This is a genomic window from Embleya sp. NBC_00896 (assembly GCF_045207785.1).
Taxonomy (GTDB): domain Bacteria; phylum Actinomycetota; class Actinomycetes; order Streptomycetales; family Streptomycetaceae; genus Embleya.
In genome coordinates, this window is record NZ_CP108776.1 from 19,851 (window position 1) to 37,658 (window position 17,808).

Below are 17,808 nucleotides of genomic sequence, written 5' to 3' on the forward strand. Positions count from 1 at the left end.
AAGCCGTTGTTGCCGGCCGCGCGCAAGCGCGGCCGGCCGACCGCGTTCGTCACTGAGCACCCGGCCCCAAGGGCAACCAGGGGCCGCCGCCGCTGGCAAGTGGGGGCCGAACCCGCTTCACGGCGAACGACCGCCTGCGGAGCCAACGGGTAGACATGACCTTTGGCCACTCCTTGATCACACGATTCTCCCGAGACGTCCGTGTCGGTGGTCGAGGGCGGATGAGCGCTTCCGTTTTCGCGCCGGCCGGCGGCACCGTTCGTTCTGTGGGTGTCGGTCCTCGGCCGGCCGAGTGGAACGTCCGAAATGTGGCGCCCTTCGGGGACGGTGGTTCGGACGGCCTCACGCGGTGTCTTGTGATGAGGATTCGGCGGACATCCACCGCCGTCACCGTGTAATGCCGATGTCGGCATCTGTGTAGGTATCGGCTACCGCACCACGCCGTGCGACTTCCGAGAGTGACGGGAGAGCGAGTCGAGGACCACTGCGGCGAGCAGCACGCCACCGGTGATCATCGACTGCACGGACGTCTGGATGCCAATGAGCACCATCCCCGAGGCGATCGACTGGACGACAAGGATGCCGAGCAGCGCGGACCAGGGCGTGCCGCGTCCGCCGAAGAGGCTGGCGCCACCGATGACGGCCGCCGCGAAGGCGTCGATCAGTAGGTTGGTGGAGCCTGAGGTCTGTCCCACCGAGGCTACGCGCGAGGCGAGGAACAGCCCGCCGAAGGCGGCCAGCGTCCCGGAGACCGCAAATGCCGAGACGCGGATCCACACCACGTTGAAACCGGCGAGGCGGGCTGCCTCGGCACCGCCCCCGATCGCGAAGATCTTTCGCCCATATCTGGTGCGCCGCAGGACGAAGTCCAGGCCGACGACAAAGACCAGGAAGATCAGCAAGGCGAAGGGCAGGCCCTCGAACTGGTTCAGCACGTACGCCGCCGCGAAGCCGATCACCGCCACGGCGCCGGTGCGCACGGCGATCTCGCCGAGCGAGCGGGAGGAGACCCGGGCCGCCCTGCGGCGTCGCTCGTCGTGGTACGACGCGAGGAAGTACGCGACCGCTCCGATCGCCGCGAGCCCGTACGCGACGGCCCGGTTGTGGAAATAGCGTTCGGTCAGGGCCGACACCAAGCCGTTGGGGTGCAAGTTGATGGTGCCGTTGGCGCCCAGGACGTAGAGCATCAAGCCGTTCCACACCAGCAGTCCAGCCAGGGTGACGACGAAGGCGGGTACGCCGATCCTGGCGAAGAAGAACCCCTGAAGGGCACCGATCCCGGCACCGACGAGCGCTGCGGTGACGACCGCCAACCACTCGGGCATGCCACTGTTGACGTTCAGCACGGCGAACACCGCCGCCGCGAGTCCGCTGACCGCACCCACCGACAAGTCGATCTCGCCGAGCAGCAGAACGAAGACGAGCCCGACCGCAATCAGCCCCGTGCCAACGATGTCCACGCTGAGGTTGGAGAGGTTACGCGGGGACAGGAAGTGGTTGTCCAGGAGTTGGAAGGTCGTCCAAATCACGATGACCGCGCACACACCCGGAAGCGAGCCGAGTTCACCGCTGCGCAGCCTGAGGACGAAGTCGCTCGCGTGGCCCTTCAGACCGGGTGGGCGATCCCCGGTCCTCGGGTCGCGAGCACTGGGCCGATCGGTGACGACCCCAGCCCTGCTGCGATCGATGCTGCCCGATGTTTCCGTGCCGGTCACAGCGTCGCCTCCCACGGCCGCGTCTTCCGGTGGGTCACGGCGTTGTCCGTGGCGCCGGTGATGGACGAGATGATCTGCTCTTGCGACGTGGTCAACACGTCGAAGAACCCGTTGTTACGGCCGAGGCGCAACACCGCGACGTGGTCCGCGACGGCCTTGACATCGCCGAGGTTGTGGCTGATCAGCAGGATACCGAGGCCGCGTTCCCGCAACCGCTCGATCAGATCGAGGAAGTGCGCGGTCTGCCCCACGCCCAGCGCTGCGGTGGGCTCGTCGAGGACGAGGATCTTGGGCTCGCTCAGCAGCGTCCGGGCTATCGCGACCGCCTGCCGCTGCCCCGCGGAGAGCGAGGCGACCGGCACCCTCGTCCTGGGGATGCGGACGGACAGCACGTCCAGCAGGTCGAGCTCCCTCGCGCGGCGCTCCATCGCCACCTCGTCGAGCACGCCCGCCCGGCAGATCTCGTGACCCAGGAAGAGGTTGCCGACCACGTCGAGGCTCTCGCACAGGGCCAGTTCCTGGTAGACGCTCGCGATGCCCAGCGACTGGGCATCGCGGGGCCGGGCGATCCGCACCGGCCTGCCGTTCCACTCGATGACGCCCTCGTCGGCCGGGCCGGCGCCGGTGATCACCTTGACGAGGGTGGTCTTGCCGGCTCCGTTGTCGCCCACAAGGGCGACGACTTCCCCGGTGTCGATCTCCAACTCGACGCGCGTGAGCGCGTGGAGGGCGCCGAATCGCTTGCAGATCCCGCGCAGAGCCAGCAGCGGCGTCGTTGTCACGTGGACCATCTCCTTCGCCGCGACCGGTGGCGACTAGGTGGTGAGTCCTGCCTTCCGGCAGGCGGCCCGGAGATCCGGGGTGCAGATCTGCGCGATCGTGTACACGCCGTCCTTGACGAGGGTGCTCTCGATGGTGTCGACGGTCACGGGCGTCAGGGGACCCAGAACGGCGGGTATCGCGCTGCTGGTGTCGTTGCCGACACGGTCTTTCGCGATCGCGTCGATGGACGCGCCGCGGCCCAGGGCGAGTGCCATCTCGACGGCGGCCTCGGCCTCGGAGACGAAGGATTTGTAGACGGTGACGTACTGCTGGCCCGCAACGATCCGCTGCACGGCTTCGCGGTTGGCGTCCTGGCCCGTGATGGGCGGCAGCGGCTTGACGCCGGCGGCCTTGAGGGCGGTGAGGACGCCGAAGGCGAGGCCGTCGTTCGCCGAATAGACGCCGTCGAGACGGTCCGGGCCCACCTGCGCGATAGCGGCGGACATGTTGGTGAAGGCTCTCTGCGGTATCCACCCGGCGGTGTAGTACGACTTGACGATCTTCGCCCTGCCCTTGAAGACGGAGAGCGCACCCCTCTGTAGAGCTGCGGCGTTCGGGTCGGTGGGGTCGCCGTTCATCATCACGATCTGCGGTTCGTGCGTCCCGTGCCCCATCGCCGTGAGCAGCGCCTCGGCCTGGAGCCTGCCGATCTGCTCCGAATCGTAACCGGAGTACGCCGAGATGGGACCTTCCGCGAGGCGGTCGTACGAGACCACCGGGATGCCCGCGTCATGCGCCCGTGTGATCGAGGAGCGCAGCGCCTTGTAGTCGACCGGGTCGAGGATGATTGCTCGTACCCCGCTGGCGATCATGGAATCCATCTGCTGCTGCTGGGTGGCCACATCCCCCGAGGCGTTGGCGTACTTGACCACGCAGTCGGGGCACAGCTGCCCGACCTTCGCCTGGATCAGGGGCTTGTCGGAGGCGGCCCAGCGCGCGGTGTGGGTGTCGGGGAGCAGCAGGCCGACGGAGAAGCCCCCCGTGCCCGAGTCACCACCGCTCGGTGCCGCGACCGGTTCCAGCGTGCCGCAGGCGGCCAGACCGGCGATGAGGGACGCCACTGCGGCAGCCACGACGGCACGCCCGACAGCGCCTCGTGCGGGGCCGTGTCGTCGCTTCATGGCAACCATCCAGGGAACATCAGGACACCTGATCCGACAATACCCCCGCCGTCCGGTGGCAGGCCGTTCCAGCCTGTCGCGCCTCACGCCCCCCGTGGGGGAAGGAGTACCTCCCCCCACACCTGCTTGCCGCCGCTCAGCGGCACCGAGCCCCACGCCTCCGACATCGCCTCGACGAGCAACAGGCCCCGACCGCCGGTCACCTCCCAGTCGACGCTGGCCGGTTTGACGGGTGCGCGCGGCGAGGAGTCGCTCACCGCGACCCGGAGGCGATCGCCGGCGAGCGTGAGGTCGAGGCGTACTTCGCCCTGGGTGTGCGCCACGGCGTTGGTAACCAGTTCGGAAACGATGAGCAGGATCGCGTCGGTCTCCTCGGTCACCTGCCAGGCACGCATCGTGCGCGCGGTGAAGCGGCGCGCGTGCATGATCGCATCGGGTAGCCGCCACACCGCCCAGCCGGCGCGCCGCGGGCGCGCGGTCAGCCCGTCGTAACGCATGAGCAACAGCGCCACGTCGTCGTCGCGGGCCTCGGCGCCGCGGATCAGCTCGTCGGCCATCCGGTCCACGTCGGACGGATCCGCCGCCGAGAGCGTTTCGCAGACCCGCCGGACACCATCCTCCAGAAGGAGCTTGGAGGACTCGACCAGACCGTCGGTGAGCAGCGTAAGCACCGACCCCGGGGGCAGCGGAGCCGTGGTCAGCGGGAACTCCGCGTCCGGGAGCACCCCGAGCGGAGGCCCGCCCTCGGTCTCCACCTCCCGGGTCGTGCCGTCCGGCTCGCGCACGACCGGCAGCATGTGCCCGGCCCGTACGAACCAGGCCTCGCCCTCCTCCGTGTCCAGAGCCACATAGCAGCAGGTGGCGAAGGCGTCGGTCTCCATGCCGGCGAGCAGGCGGTTCGTGTGCGAGACGACCACGTCGGGCGGGTGGCCTTCGACGGCGTAGGCACGGATCGCGGTGCGGATCTGGCCCATCACCGTGGCGGCCTCGGCGCTGTGCCCCTGCACGTCGCCGATGACGAGCGCGACGAACCGGTCCGACAGCGGAATGACGTCGTACCAGTCGCCACCCACCGCGAGGCCCGCAGTCGCCGGTAGATAGCGCGCGACGGTCACGCAGCCAGGCAGCGACGGGAGCTTGCGGGGCAACAGGCTGCGCTGAAGCATCGCGGCGAGTTCGTGCTCGGCATCGAACGCCCGGGCGCGTACGAGGGCCTGCCCCACCAGACCTGCGGTGGCGGTCAGCAGGGAGCGCTCCTCCGTGCCGAACCGGTGAGGCTTGTCCCAGCCCAGCAGGCACAGGCCGACCACCCGGTTGCCGTACGGCAACGGCAGTACGGCGAGACCACCGCGGCCGAGTCCGTCGAGGCCGGGCTCGAGGCCGGTACTGGTCGCCCACAGGCATGTGGTGCCGTCGCGGAGCGCGGCCGTCAACGTCGGCAGGGCACCGGTCAGCGCGTCGGGCCGCTCCGGCCGCCACTCGCTGCGCCAGTTCTCCGGCCACGCCGTCGGCTCCGGCGGGTCCAGCACGGTGACCACCAGCCGGCCACCGTGCAACTGCGCCAGCGCCAGCCGGTCGGCCCCCAGCGGCTCTCGAAGTGCGGTCACCAGGCTCCGGCCGACATCCCGCACGGCAAGGGCAGTCGCCAGCAGGGCCGACAGCCGCTGCACCATGGAGACCTCATCGGTGCTCGACCGCAGATGGGAGGCATCGACGAGCACGCCCAGCAGCCTGTCCGGCCGGCCCGAGGGGTCCAGCAGCACACGACAGCGCAGCCGCAGCCACCGCAGTTCGCCTGTGGACCGGCGGATCCGAAACTCCAGCTCCCGACCGCCTGGCATCGCATGCCCCGGCTCGACGACCGACATGAGTGCGGGCAGGTCTTCCGGGACGGTGTGCGCCAACAAAGTCTCCACCCGCCCGTCGAAATCGTCGGGGGCGATACCGACCAGGTCGAGCACGTGCTCGTCCGCCTGGATCCGCCCCGTGCTCAGGACCAGGGTGAAGGACCCGGCGCGGTCGCCATCCAGAGCCGGGGCGAGTCGCGTCTCCGACCGTCTCCGGCCGACCGCCGCGGTTCCGTCCGCGCCGCCGACGGCTCCACCGCCGGCTGCTCCGCCCGATAGGCCGCTTGGAAGGTCGGGTTGCACTCGACCGTGGTCGGTCGAGCCGCCCGACGCACCGGCGAGGCCTCCGCCGGATTCGGAGCCTCCGCTCGCCGCGCAACCGGCTTCGACACGCACCGCGACCTGGCCTGCGTACAGCTCCAGAAGGCCGCGCCGCTGGGCGTCGAAGCCGTCACCCGTGCGGTCCACCACGACCAGGCACCCCAGGCGCCTGCCGTCCACGTCGAGGGGCAGCGCGCCCAGCGAGGCGCCTGCCGCGGGCACGCCCGCACCGCCGCCCGGAGCTGCGGTCTCGGCCGAGGACAGCCACAGCGGCCGACCGGCGCGGAACGCGTCGGCGACGGGCGAGCCCCCGGACAGCGCGTACCACGGCCACAGTCCGTACGCGGCGCCGGAACTCTCCCCGACCGTCTCGGTCAGTCGCAGCCCCTGCGCCTCTTCGTCCACCATGTAGACGGCGACCATCGCCACCCCGGCGGAGGCCAAGACTTGCTCTGTCACAGTCGGCAACGCCCTCTCAGCGGTAGGTCAACGGTGGACTTCCCGGGCCATCACGGCGAGATGAAGCCGGGATGGCCTCCTCCAACCTCATGCCTCATTCCAGTGTGCGCGTAACCCTGCTGCTCAGGGCGCCATCGGTGCGGAGACAGGACGACTCGGGAATTCGGCTATACTTTCCCGCGAGATGGGCTGTCCTCCACACGCACCTACGGACTCCACCCTTCACCTGGTTACGTTCGGTAAGGCGGCGCAGCAGCTGCTTGCCCCGATCGTCGTAATCCGAGGCTGGACACCCTCGCACCGTTCGCACAGCTGTTTTCTGGAACCGGCGAACTGGTTACGGCGGCGCGGACACGGCGCTGCCAAGGACGAGTTCCCTTTTCCACCGCTCCGGACCTTGCGTTCGGCGATGAGGCGTTGCGGTCAGAGCCATGCCTCCATGCCCGATCGTGCGGGCAGCTCCGCGCGTTGCCGAGCGCATGGGCCGGCGGTCTCGAACCATCCGCCGCGTGGGCACCGCCCTCGCCGTCCCGGCCGCGCCCCGCGCGGCGGCGGTCGGCCGCGACTTCGTCGCCCCGGCTCCGAACGGCTGCCGGGTCGCGGACTTCACGCGCGCCCCTCCAGGAAGCGGCCGAACCTCGTGTCTCCGACCTCGAACACCCCCAGCCGCTCGAACAGTTCCTCCGCCGACCAGTCGGGATTGCGGAACACGTGTCGATGGATCAGTGCCCGCACGCTCGTCGTCGACGAGCCGGTCCACGCCGCCATCGATCGTCGTCCAGAATCCAGAAGCGCTCCAACAACCGCACCGGTCGTGGCGGTGGATCAGCTCGTCAAGGTCGATCACGTGGGCAACCTCGCGCCGCACCCGGCCCGGGATCGTCATCACCGGCCCGGCTTCCCAGACGGCATCCTCGAGCGCGAACCTCTCCATCCCGCGACTCGGCACGCGCTGGGAGTCGAGGAAGGACTGGGCGACCTGGAGGAGGTTGTCGTCCGTGAGCGCTTGCAGGCACGCATCCAGGCGCTCGCTCTTCGTACCTGTATCTGAACCGCCCCGGGTGAAGTGGGGACTCGATTACGTGTAGGGACCGAGTCATGGCACGTCCCTCCTCCTATCCACCCGAGCTACGCCGTCGTGCGGTGCGCATGGTCGCCGAGGTCCTCGGCGACTACCCGACCGAGTCCGCCGCAATCAAGGCGGTCTGCACGAAGCTGGGCATCGGCTCGTACGAGACGCTGCGCAAATGGGTCCGCCAGGACCAGGTCGACGCAGGACAGCGGCGTGGGACGACCAGCGAGGAGTCCGCGCAGGTCAAGGCGTTGAAGAAGGAAGTCGCGGAGCTGAAGCGGGCGAACGAGATCCTCAAGGCCGCTTCAATGCCGCTCAGTTACGCACATATCCGTGTGCCGTCGCCGGTGATGGTGATGTTGTAAAACGGCGGGTTCCCGGGGGACGTACGAGGGTTTGGCGAACACAGCAATGTCTTCGATGGTAGGACGGGCGGTCGACAAGACAGCTCGTTCGTAAGGAATCTCGTTGCCCATCGAATGTGGCGTGCCCGCTGTGGACGAAGCGGTCGACCCGGCCGGCAGACCTTCATCACGGAAGGCGGATGAGGGGCCCGTGTCGGCGACCACATCGATCTGGGGGTGCCGACCGGCGAGTTGCCACCTTCGTTGATCGACGAGGTGCTGCGGGAGACCGGGAAGCGGGAGAAGCGTCATCGCAAGTTGCCGGCTCGCGCCGTGGTGTATTTCGTCCTGGGAATGTGCCTGTTCAGCGGAGCCGACAGTCTCCGCCCACCGGGGTACCGGTCGATCATGGGCAGCCTGCTGAGCGGCCTGCACGATCTGTGTCGCAGCCGCGGATACCTCGCGGCGACGAGTTCGGCCCTGACGCAGGCCCGCCGACGGCTGGGCGCCGCTCCGCTCAAGGCGTTGTTCGACCGGGTGCGCGGCCCGATGGCGCCCGAGCGGGCGCCCTGGGCCGAGGCGTTCGGCCTGCGCGTGGTGTCGTGGGACGGTACGACGTTGGAAGTCCCCGACAGCGACGCGAACGCCGGCCGTTTCGGCCACCACGGCCATCACGAGGACAACCCGGGCACGGACGCACGCGCCCGGGCCGTCGCAACCGTCGCCCGGTCCGGTCGTCGACACGGCGCGAGCCTGGGATCCAATCCGTTGGTACGGCTGATGATGCTCGTCGAGTGCGGTACCCACGCGGTCGTCGACGGGGTCTTCGACTCGGCCGCGTCGGTATCCGAAACGGTCCTCGCTGCACGGATGGTCGACTCGCTCGGCCCGGGAATGCTGCTCCCGGCCGACCGGAACTTCGCCGGACACGCATTGTGGGGCCGGTGCGCGGACACCGGCGTGGATCTGTTGTGGCGGGTGAAGAAGAACGTGGTGTTCTTCGTTGTGGAGCCGCTGCCCGACGGGTCGTTCCTCTCGGTGATGCCGACTCCGGCGGAGAGTCGGCGGCACGGGATGGCCCGATTTCACGGCAGGCCGATCGACGTGCCCCCACAAGGGCACGTCATCCGGGTGCTCGAGTACAGCGTGACCGTCACCGGGGCGGACGGATCGGTACGCGTCGAGCCGTTTCGGTTGGTGACCACGCTGCTCGACCACCGCCGGGCACCGGCCGTCGACCTTGCAGGCCTGTATGCGCAACGCTGGGAATCGGAGACCGTCTACTCGAAGTTCAAGACCCGCATGCGCGGAGCCGACACGGTGCTGCGTTCGCACAGTCCCGAAGGCGTGGAACAGGAGATCTACGCGTTCCTGGTCCTCTATCAGATCCTGTGTCGGATGCAGGTCGCCGCGGCCACTCACGGGCACATCGACCCCGATCGGATCTCGTTCACCTTCACCATCCGCGTCGTCCGGGCACGCACCGCTCGACCGAACGCTCTACTGACCCCGCGTCAGCAACGGCAGTCCCGCGCCGACTTCCTCGACGAACTCCTCCGTCACCGGCTGCCGCAACGTCGCTCCCGCCAGTCCCCCCGCCAACGCAGACCTCCGAAGAGCAAATACGCCCCCAAGCGCCGCGATCAACCAACCCCGTCCACCCGAACCGTCTACCAGATCCGGATCACCCGCTCACCGGCGACGGCACACGGATATGTGCGTAACGAACACTTCGAACAGCGTGCTCGTGCTCAGTCTCCAGGCGCGACACCCGCGAAAATGCCGGTACCACCGGAAGCGACACCGAGACGACAGCACGCCCACGGTCCGGGAGCCGGCGACACGAAGAGAGAAACCATGCAGCATTCCTTGCCACTTTTCCCGTCCCAGACCTCACCACATCCCACGCGCCGGCCGGTGTCGCCACTGCGTCCGCACCAGCGCGAGGCTGTGGACGCGATCGTCCGTGCCCTGGAGAACCCCGACGTGGACGCGGCCCCGGACGGGCCGCACGGCGGCGCGCGGGCCACCGCGGTGATGGCCTGCGGCACCGGCAAGACGAGGATCGCCGCCGCCGTGGCCGCCGCCCTCGCCCCACGCGGGCGGGTGCTGGTGCTGGTGCCCACTCTCGATCTGCTGACCCAGACCGTCACCGCCTGGCAGGCCGCCGGACGCACCGCCGGAAACCAGATCGCCGTGTGCTCCCTGGCCGGCGACCGCACCCTGACCGAGACCGGGGTGCGGTGTACCACCAGCGCCCCGCGAATCGCCCTGTGGGCGGGCGTCTCGGGGCCTTTGACGGTGTACGCCACCTACCAGTCACTCGGCGCCGTCCTGACCGCCCACCAGCGCGCCTACGGCCTGGCCTTGACCGGATTCGACCTCGTGATCATCGACGAAGCCCACCGCACCAGCGGATCCATCGGGAAGGAATGGGCCGCCGTCCACGACAACACCCGACTCCCCGCCGCACGACACCTCTACCTCACCGCCACACCCCGAGTGTGGGAGCCGCCCGCGAACAGCGCCTACAGCGAAGCCACGTTGTCGGACGCCGACCCCGAACTGCCCCCGGCCCTGGCCCAAGACGACGCGTGGGAGGACCTCGACCCCGCCACCGACCGGGCCGGCGGGGGTGAGACCGAGGAGCGGGACAACGAAGGCGGGGACGACGATCGGCCTGTTCGCGTGCGGGGCGGGCGGCCCGTGCACTCGGCCCTGTCGGCGCACGCGGTCGCATCGATGGACGACGAGACGATCTACGGCCCGGTGATCCACCGCCTCGAACTCGCCGCCGCGGCCCGCATGGGCCTGATCGCACGGCCCAGGGTGGTCGTCGTCGAGATCACCGATCCGGAGGTCCAGGAGCTCGCGGCGGCCACGGGCAGCGACCTCAACCGAGGCCTCGGCCGGCGCGGCATCGACGAGGTCGAGCGGTACCGGGCCGCGCGTTGTGGAGACTGCGGTGGCCGGTTCGGTGGTGCCGCATCGGCGGGAGGGGGTGTCGGTGGAGGTGTTGGCGCCGGTCTATCGGCAGATCGTGGAGTTGGCGGACGCTCCCGAGGCCGTGGCGGGGGTGCGGGTGAAGGATCTGGCCCGTGGGCTGGGGTTGGAGCCGGTGCCGGGGAAGGTGGAGGGGGTGCGGTCGAAGGCGAAGCGGCTGGTGGCTCGCGGGTGGCTGGCCGAACCGGTGCCGGGGGTGTTCACGCTGCCGCGGAAGGCTGGGGCCGCGGGTGTGCCGCGGCCCGGCGGGCCAGGCGCCGGGTCATGAGCGTCGTCATCGACCACATCATGATCGCTTCGCTGCTGGTGGGGAGGGTTTCGTAGTCGCGGGCCAGGCGGCGTGAGCGCATCAGCCGGCCGAACGTGCGCTCCACCACCCAACGGCGCGGCAGCACGGTGAACCCGCGGGCGCCGTCGGGGCGTTGGACCACCGTCAAGGCGATGTCCAATGCGTCGGCCGCCCAGTCGACCAGGGGCCCGGTGTAGGAGCCGTCGGCCCAGACCAGCCGGATGCGGCGGTGCCGGGCCCGGATTCGGGCGAGCAGGGTGCAGGCTGCGGCGCGGTCGGTGGTGTCGGCCCCGGTGACCAGCACCTGAAGCAGCAGGCCGAGCGTGTCGACGACGATGTGCCGTTTGCGGCCGTTGATGAGTTTGCCGCCGTCGAAGCCGCGGCTGTCGGAACGGACCGTAGCGGCGGCCTTGACCGACTGGGAGTCGACGATCCCCGCAGTCGGCTCGGCGTCCCGGCCGGCCTCGGCGCGGCACCGCGAGCGCAGCCGGTCGTGGAGTTCGCCGGCCAGGCCCTGGTCACGCCGGCGGCGGAAGAACGCGTAGACGCGGTCCCAGGGCGGGAAGTCCGCCGGCATCGCACGCCACTTGACGCCGTTGTCGACCAGGTAACGGACCGCGTCGAGCATCTCGCGGTGGCAGTACGCCTCCGGCTGCCCGCCCCGGCCCTCCAACCACGCCGGCACCGGCAACGCCGCCCGCACAACACGCCACTCGGCGTCCGTCATGTCCGACGGATACGCGGGCGCCCGGCCCGGCCGGGCGCCCGCGTTCCCGTACACATGCGCGAGGCAGTCACACTCCCGGTGGAACAGATTGGACGTGCCCGCCGCGACCGCGTACAACCGTGGCAACAGGGCCTCCTGGACCTCTCGTTCGGCGTAGACAACCACCGAGATTCCAAGAGGCCCTGTCTTCATGCACGGATGACGTCGGTATCACCCCAACGAGAGGCCAAGTCCTATAAACCGACACCAACTTCGGTAAGACAACGGCTACTCACCCCATAACCCCATAACCCCCACAGGCCCACAAGCCCACAAGCCCACAGCGACAACCGCGGCCCCGCACTCCTTTCCGAAGGAGTGTGGGGCCGCGGTACGCCCACCGACAACCGACCAACAGCTGCGCGCCTCGCGCCTCTTCGGGCCGATCACCCCACCGGCGAGGCCATGTTGGCCTGGCCGTAGTCTCTGGCGGTCCCCCATCGCCGACGCCGCGCCCTCGGGGCGCGGGGGGCGCGAGCGATCGGGAGGGGTCCTGTTGCCGAACTGCTCGGCGCTCGCGTCGTCCCGGGAGTGTTCATGCGCGGAGTTGTCTTGCCTGTCGCGTTGATTGTGACGGCGTGTCTGGCCGGTTGTTCGTCGACCCGTTCGGATGATGTCGCGTCGTCCGACGGTGCCAGGCCCACGGCCTCGGGGCAGCATCCGACGGCCGCCGGTGCCCCGTCAGTGGCCGCCTCTGCGGGGGTGACCGCGAACCCGCCGTCCGGCATGGCGACGGGCTCGACGACCCAGGCGCGTGATACCCCGGCCGGAAGTCTCCGGAAGGCGCTCGAAACCGTGCGGGCCGCACGCTCGTTCCGGCTGGTCGTCACCGTCCGGCGGCCGGGCGAACCCACCCACGTCGAGGACAACCGCATCGTCCGCGGCGCGGGCGCCCGCATCAAGAAGGCCGACGGGGACACCGTCACGGAGGAGGCGGTGTACATCGGCGGCAACGTCTACCGACGCGCGAACACGGGAACGTGGGAACAGGGCACGGTCCGAGAGGATTCCGAGCCCGCGAGCAACCTGCTGTACCGGAACACGTCCTCCCTGCTCGGGGAACTGTACGACGCCACGACCGAACCGAAACCACACCAAAGGACGTTGTCCGTCAGGACGGCTTCGCGCACGCAGCCGTCCCTTGTCCTGCTGTGACCACGCGTCCAGCGCGTCAGTCGTCAGTCATGAAGAGGACGGCGAGGGGGGTGACGGCGACCCCGGCTGTGGTACGCCGGCGGTGTTCCGCGGCATGCACAGCTTCCACTTGCCGTCCAACCGCACCAACTCCACGGTCGCGGGCGGGAGTTGGGGACGCTTGACGACGGCGGTGGCCTTGTCGCCGTCGACCCGGATGGACGACACCTCGATCGCGATCGGTGTCGCACCGGGGGCCGCGGGTGCGCCCGATGCGCCCGACTCCGTCGCGGGAATGTTCTCGTTGTCGGCGAGGCTCTCTGCCTCCTCGGGGCACAGCAGGCTCGTCATCGTCGGCACGTCGCCAAGGTCGACCGCCTTGGCGAAGTCGGTGATCGTCGTGGTGATCTTGGGCTTCGCGTCGTCGGACGACTTCCCGGGTATCAGCTTGCAGCCAGAGACCACCGTGGCCGCGACGACCGCCGCGGCGGTGATCCCGAAGAGTCGGCGCCGGGCGTGCCGGCGATGTCTCATACACGCTGAAGCGGCGGACGCGGTGGGTGTGTCCGGCTGCGGAGGAGTGACGCGATCGTGCTCGAATGCTGGGGCCATTCGGCAACTCCCATTGTTCTCTGGGGGATTCAGGGCTCGAGGCGGCGCGTCATCAACTCGTCGAGCGCGGCGCCGAAGTCCTGTGGGTCGATGTCGCCTTGGTAGACCAGGGCGACTTCCCCGACCGGGAGATCGGGTGAGAGGCAGTAGTCGAGGCTGCCGCTGTCGCCGCAGACGCGCAACAGGCGGGTCGAGGCGATGTCGGCGTCCTCGTCCCAGTCGGGGATCCCCTCCGGGAGCCCCGCCAGGTCGGCGAGTGTGGCCATGAGGGCGGGAGGGGCGATCCCGTACGAGGTCGGCGCCTGCGACGCGAAGCCCGCGTGCACCTCGCGTAGGAAGTCCTGCACCGGGGCGGGGAAGCACTCGTCCCAGAACGGCGGCTGCTCGAACGCGGTCGGGTGGTGGCCGACCCACGAGACGGGCCCGCCGTCCGGGCCTTCCAGCACGTAGACCAGCACCGGCTCGGCGCCGGTGAACGCGACGCGGACGTCGGCGCACCGGGTGCGAAGCGCTGCCGCGAACTTCGGCACGAAGTCGAGGAACCCGTCGTTCCAGCGGGCGAGTGCGACGCGGACGCGTTCCGCGGGGTCCGCCGCCTCGGCGATCGGGGCCCATGCGGGCGGGACCCGGTCGGCGTCGTCCGGCGTGGCGAACGCCGCCGGCCAGGCGGCAAGCGTATCGGCGATCGGCTGCAATTCCACCGGTCAACCTCCGTTGAGCTGGGTCTTGAGCAACTGCTGGATGAGGTCCCGGAGATCCTGCCGCGCCTGGATCTCCAGTTGGGTCGCCTGGGCCGCCCACGCCGGGTCCACGCCGGTGATCGCCGCCGCGGACCGTGAGGACTTCGAGTAGTTCGCGGCGTACGACAGCCACTGGAAGTTGATCGGAGCGCGGGTGATCGCGTACATGTTCTGCGGGGTGAGCTTGGTGAACCCCGGCATGCTGATGATCTCGGCCAGCGGCACGATGTGGTCCGCCGACACGCCCGGCCCGGCGCCGTTCTTGCTCGGGCCGATCACGCGTTGCGAACCGGCGGGGTAGGCCGGGTCCACGTCGCCGACCTTCGGACGGGCCGCGCCTTGGAACTTGACGTCGCCGACGTCCGGCGGGTTGTCCTTGCGCAGTGTGTCGAACAGGGGCCGTGCCTTGTCGGTCTTGGGGACCCGCCAGTAGCCCTTGGAGTCCGGGCCGGCGGGCGCTTTCCAGTCCGCGGGCAATCCGGCGATCGCCTTCGTCAGTTCGTCGATGACGCCTTTCGACGGGGCGTACAGCCCCGCCCCGCCGTTGCCGGGGTCCGCCAGCTTCTGCATCGCGAGCAGGCAGTCCAACAACTGCTGGGCAACCGCGTCCCTTTGCCCGTTGAGCTGGTCGGCCTCGGCGTTGTACACGGCGTACGCGGCCTGTTCGTTCGGCAGCGTGAATGTATGCGGTTGCGCATTGTGCTGCGATATCTGCGCTTCGAGGGATTCCCTGGCGGCCTTCTGCGCCGCGCACAATTCGTCGGGGGTGGACCGCGCGGCGACAGCAGGCCCCGCGACGCCGCCCAGTGCCAGTGGCACGGTGAGCGCGAGCGAAGCCAGAAACCGCCTGAGCCGTTGGGCCTTCCCCGTCTGATGCCATGTCATCATGCCCATGCGGGAGGCTACCGCGAGTCAGGGGCCGCATGACGACGGTCTTCCCTCAACCCGGCCGTTGCCTCCCGGGCTCGGTCGGTCAGGGCCCGGTCGCCGGCCGCGACGGACCGGGCCGCCCGCGCGCTCTGCGATGACCGGTCCGCGCTGATCGGCTGGTTCGACGTCCCCGCGGACGAGTAATTCCTCGCAACACCCCCTAAGGGCATGTCTCACGTGGTGAGTTCGCGAGCTGCGGCATGATGGCTCTTGGTGGGTGTTGATCTGTCGCAGCGGCTGGTTCCTGACGAACTGTGGGATCTGGTGGCGCCCTTGCCGCCGCCGTTCAGGCCGCGTCCGCAGGGCGGCGGAACCGCGCCGGTGGACGAGCGGGCGGTCTTCACCGCCGTGGTGTACGTGTTGACCAGCGGGTGCGCGTGGCGGCATCTCCCCCCGACGTTCGGGGTGTCGCCGGCGACCGCGCACCGCCGGTTCGCGACATGGACCGAAGCGGGGCTGTGGCGGCGGCGGCATCGGGCTGTGCTCGACCGGTTGGGTGCCCGCGGCGAGTTGGACTGGACCTCGGCGGTCGCGGACGCCGCGTCGGTGCGGGCGAAAAGGGGGGTGCGCCGACCGGGCCGAACCCGGTCGACCGCGGCAAACCCGGCAGCAAACTGCACGTACTGTCCGACGCCCGGGGCATCCCCCTGACGGTCGGGGTGTCCGCGGCAAACACCAACGACATCCTGGCGCTCAAGCCCTTGGTGCGCGGAATACCGGCCGTGCGGTCCCGTCGCGGACCGCGTCGTCGGCGGCCCGTCAAACTCCGCGCCGACAAGGCGTACCACTCGGCGGACATGAGGGCCTGGTTGCGCGAACGCGGCATCGTCGTCCGGATCGCCCGCCCAGGCGTCGAGTCCTCCGAACGACTCGGAAGGCACCGTTGGAAGATCGAACGCACCATCGCCCGGCTGTTCGGCTACCGCCGCCTCACCGTCCGATACGAACGCAAAGGCAGCCACTTCCTCGCCTTCCTCGGCCTCGCAGCAGCCCTCCCCTGCTACAAGAAACTCGCCAAACTCACCACGTGAGACAAGCCCTTACGGGCGTCCGAGGAGTTGGCTGCCGGCCGTGTTGTCGGTGCGGGCGGTGAAGTACTCGGTGAAGGCTTGGACGAATTCGTCTTCGGTGATACGGCCGTCTCCGTCGATGTCGAGCTGGCGGAAGCCGTGGTTGAGTTCGGCGGGATGGACCCGGGAGCCGCCGAAGATCGTGCGGTACTCATCCGCGCACAGGTGTCCGCTGCCGTCGGCGTCCGCGGCGTGGAAGACGGCCCGCACCGCGACATGCAGCCCCTGCTCGAGGTAGGCAGGGCTCGTGTCGATACCGGCGAGCATGGCGGTGACGAACTCCTCGCAAGTCACGTGTCCGTCACCGTCGGCGTCCATGCCGGCGCGCAAGTGCTGCCACCACGTCTCGAACGCGGCGTAGACGTTTCCTTCCCGCTCGGGGTCGAGTTCCAGCGGCCAGCACACGTTGTGCGCCATGGCCTGCAGGTCGGCGGAGCCGATACGCCCGTCGCCGGTCTGGTCCAAAACTTGGCGGAAGAACGTCCGCAGGCGCGCCGGACGGCTGTCGCCTCCTTTGCGCCGTCGCGGCGCGGGAAGCCGGACCCGGCTGGAGGGCGGCGAGGACGGGCGTCCGGCGTCGGCGGTGGGTGACTGAGGTGTCGACGGGATGCCGTGGAGTGGGGTGCGGTAGCGCCGGTGCTCGGGCAGCGCGCTCATCACCAAGCGCATGCCGCGGTGCAGCGTGAAGGAGAGCAGGGCCGCGCGGCGGGTGCGGGTCAGGTCGAAGCGTTCCCGGAAGGCTGCGGGGAGGTCGGCGATGGTCAGCTCGCGCACCACGTAGGCGGCCACCGTACGCAGGAGCGGCCAGGCCGGCTTCAGGCGGCCCAGGCGGCGCGGCGCCGGTGCCTCCCTGAGGATGTCGAACAGCAGGTAGCGCACCGCCTCGCTGTACTCGAGGCGGTCCACGATGGTGCGGTCCATGTACGCGGGCACATCCGCGGCCGTCGCCGGGAACAGCTCGTCCGGTAGGTCGAACTCCGCGCACACTGTCCGGAATTCGCCGTAGATCCGAGCCAGTTCAGACGGTGTGAGAGGGTGCCCGGACAGCTCCCGCATCGCCGTCATGCACTCGTACAAGGTGACCAGCACCCACACCCTCACCACCGGGTCCAGCGCGGTGAACGGCCTGCCGTGATCGTCGGTTCCGGCAAGCCGGCGGTGCGTGCGCTCCAAGCGGGAGACCTCGCTGCGCAGTCCCTCCCGATCGGCGAAGAACAGCCGCTTACCACTGTCCATGGTGTGCTCGACACGCCGCCAGGGATGGGCCCGGTAGGTGGAGAACTGCGCCATACCGGCGGCAACCGCCGGATCGGCGGTCTGCAGCACCAGCAGACGCCACGCCACCAACCCGATGCGCCACTCCCCCAGCGTGCGACGCAACAACGACTCAGGACCGGGAAGAGCATCGGTAGGCAAGGGACGTCTCCAAACGCGTACCAGGAACGGACCGGGGGACGATCGAAAATGCGGCCATCCACTCAACTCAACGAGCCAACCGACGGCCCCGGCCTCACCCACACGGGCGATACCCTCGCAAGGTTGTGATTCGAAGGCGACTTGCTG

At 69.6% G+C, this 17,808-nt stretch carries 13 protein-coding genes and 2 pseudogenes; 5 read left to right on the top strand and 10 right to left on the bottom strand.

Going from position 1 to position 17,808, the window contains the following annotated elements:
* Positions 1-428 precede the first annotated feature (428 nt).
* The 5 genes from OG928_RS00110 to OG928_RS00130 all read right to left on the bottom strand — a co-directional run bounded on the left by OG928_RS00110 (position 429) and on the right by OG928_RS00130 (position 7,053).
* The gene (locus OG928_RS00110) at positions 429-1,715 is read right to left on the bottom strand and encodes a sugar ABC transporter permease (protein WP_406277201.1); all 1,287 of its coding nucleotides are present in this window, start codon (positions 1,713-1,715) and stop codon (positions 429-431) included.
* Complete coding sequence (locus tag OG928_RS00115; protein ID WP_406277204.1) at positions 1,712-2,506, bottom strand: ATP-binding cassette domain-containing protein; 795 nt, start codon at positions 2,504-2,506, stop codon at positions 1,712-1,714. The genes OG928_RS00110 and OG928_RS00115 overlap by 4 nt, the downstream gene beginning before the upstream one ends.
* A gap of 24 nt (positions 2,507-2,530) precedes the next feature.
* A complete protein-coding gene (locus OG928_RS00120; protein WP_406277207.1) occupies positions 2,531-3,658 on the bottom strand; it encodes a substrate-binding domain-containing protein in 1,128 nt (375 codons plus the stop codon).
* Positions 3,659-3,741: 83 nt separating this feature from the next.
* Entirely contained in the window at positions 3,742-6,249 is a 2,508-nt protein-coding gene (locus OG928_RS00125; RefSeq protein ID WP_406290689.1) for a SpoIIE family protein phosphatase, read from the bottom strand.
* Between the two features lie 642 nt (positions 6,250-6,891).
* Positions 6,892-7,053, bottom strand: a complete 162-nt coding sequence (locus tag OG928_RS00130; protein ID WP_406277210.1) for a hypothetical protein — start codon at positions 7,051-7,053, stop codon at positions 6,892-6,894.
* Between the two features lie 52 nt (positions 7,054-7,105).
* On the opposite strand from OG928_RS00130, the gene OG928_RS00135 reads away from it, so the two are divergent.
* From OG928_RS00135 to OG928_RS00145, 3 genes and pseudogenes are all read left to right on the top strand, one after another.
* Positions 7,106-7,336, top strand: coding sequence for a hypothetical protein (locus OG928_RS00135; RefSeq protein ID WP_406277213.1), 231 nt, complete (start codon positions 7,106-7,108; stop codon positions 7,334-7,336).
* Between the two features lie 47 nt (positions 7,337-7,383).
* A pseudogene (locus OG928_RS00140) lies at positions 7,384-7,668 on the top strand (transposase); the annotation flags it as partial.
* A 270-nt stretch (positions 7,669-7,938) separates the two neighbouring features.
* Positions 7,939-10,191, top strand: a pseudogene (locus OG928_RS00145) (IS4 family transposase); the annotation flags it as partial.
* A gap of 713 nt (positions 10,192-10,904) precedes the next feature.
* On the opposite strand, the gene OG928_RS00150 reads toward OG928_RS00145, so the two are convergent.
* Complete coding sequence (locus OG928_RS00150) at positions 10,905-11,720, bottom strand: IS5 family transposase (protein ID WP_406290691.1); 816 nt, start codon at positions 11,718-11,720, stop codon at positions 10,905-10,907.
* Between the two features lie 834 nt (positions 11,721-12,554).
* Between OG928_RS00150 and OG928_RS00155 the strand changes: the two genes are divergently transcribed.
* Complete coding sequence (locus OG928_RS00155; protein ID WP_406277216.1) at positions 12,555-12,914, top strand: hypothetical protein; 360 nt, start codon at positions 12,555-12,557, stop codon at positions 12,912-12,914.
* Positions 12,915-12,941: 27 nt separating this feature from the next.
* On the opposite strand, the gene OG928_RS00160 is transcribed toward OG928_RS00155, so the two are convergent.
* The 3 genes from OG928_RS00160 to OG928_RS00170 all read right to left on the bottom strand — a co-directional run bounded on the left by OG928_RS00160 (position 12,942) and on the right by OG928_RS00170 (position 15,139).
* On the bottom strand, positions 12,942-13,427 hold the full coding sequence (locus tag OG928_RS00160; RefSeq protein WP_406277219.1) for a hypothetical protein: 486 nt from the start codon (positions 13,425-13,427) through the stop codon (positions 12,942-12,944).
* 107 nt (positions 13,428-13,534) lie between these two features.
* The gene (locus tag OG928_RS00165; RefSeq protein ID WP_406277222.1) at positions 13,535-14,206 is read right to left on the bottom strand and encodes a hypothetical protein; all 672 of its coding nucleotides are present in this window, start codon (positions 14,204-14,206) and stop codon (positions 13,535-13,537) included.
* A 3-nt stretch (positions 14,207-14,209) separates the two neighbouring features.
* Positions 14,210-15,139 carry a hypothetical protein gene (locus OG928_RS00170; protein ID WP_406277225.1) on the bottom strand — a complete coding sequence of 310 codons (930 nt, stop codon included), beginning with the start codon at positions 15,137-15,139 and terminating at the stop codon, positions 14,210-14,212.
* A gap of 261 nt (positions 15,140-15,400) precedes the next feature.
* On the opposite strand from OG928_RS00170, the gene OG928_RS00175 reads away from it, so the two are divergent.
* Positions 15,401-16,206 (top strand): IS5 family transposase gene (locus OG928_RS00175; protein ID WP_406290693.1). Its coding sequence is split into 2 segments (ribosomal slippage): positions 15,401-15,731 and positions 15,731-16,206, totalling 807 coding nucleotides; the frame shifts between segments, so codons are not numbered across the junction.
* A 9-nt stretch (positions 16,207-16,215) separates the two neighbouring features.
* Here OG928_RS00175 and OG928_RS00180 read toward each other — a convergent pair.
* Positions 16,216-17,628 carry an oxygenase MpaB family protein gene (locus tag OG928_RS00180; protein ID WP_406277228.1) on the bottom strand — a complete coding sequence of 471 codons (1,413 nt, stop codon included), beginning with the start codon at positions 17,626-17,628 and terminating at the stop codon, positions 16,216-16,218.
* Positions 17,629-17,808: the final 180 nt, after the last annotated feature.

Bases quoted from the DNA above. Each gene is read 5' to 3' on its own strand.
- OG928_RS00115 (WP_406277204.1), bottom strand. From the start codon at position 2,506: ATGGTCCACGTGACAACGACGCCGCTGCTGGCTCTGCGCGGGATCTGC.
- OG928_RS00120 (WP_406277207.1), bottom strand. From the start codon at position 3,658: ATGAAGCGACGACACGGCCCCGCACGAGGCGCTGTCGGGCGTGCCGTC.
- OG928_RS00125 (WP_406290689.1), bottom strand. From the start codon at position 6,249: ATGGTCGCCGTCTACATGGTGGACGAAGAGGCGCAGGGGCTGCGACTG.
- OG928_RS00130 (WP_406277210.1), bottom strand. From the start codon at position 7,053: ATGGCGGCGTGGACCGGCTCGTCGACGACGAGCGTGCGGGCACTGATC.
- OG928_RS00150 (WP_406290691.1), bottom strand. From the start codon at position 11,720: ATGACGGACGCCGAGTGGCGTGTTGTGCGGGCGGCGTTGCCGGTGCCG.
- OG928_RS00160 (WP_406277219.1), bottom strand. From the start codon at position 13,427: ATGAGACATCGCCGGCACGCCCGGCGCCGACTCTTCGGGATCACCGCC.
- OG928_RS00170 (WP_406277225.1), bottom strand. From the start codon at position 15,139: ATGGGCATGATGACATGGCATCAGACGGGGAAGGCCCAACGGCTCAGG.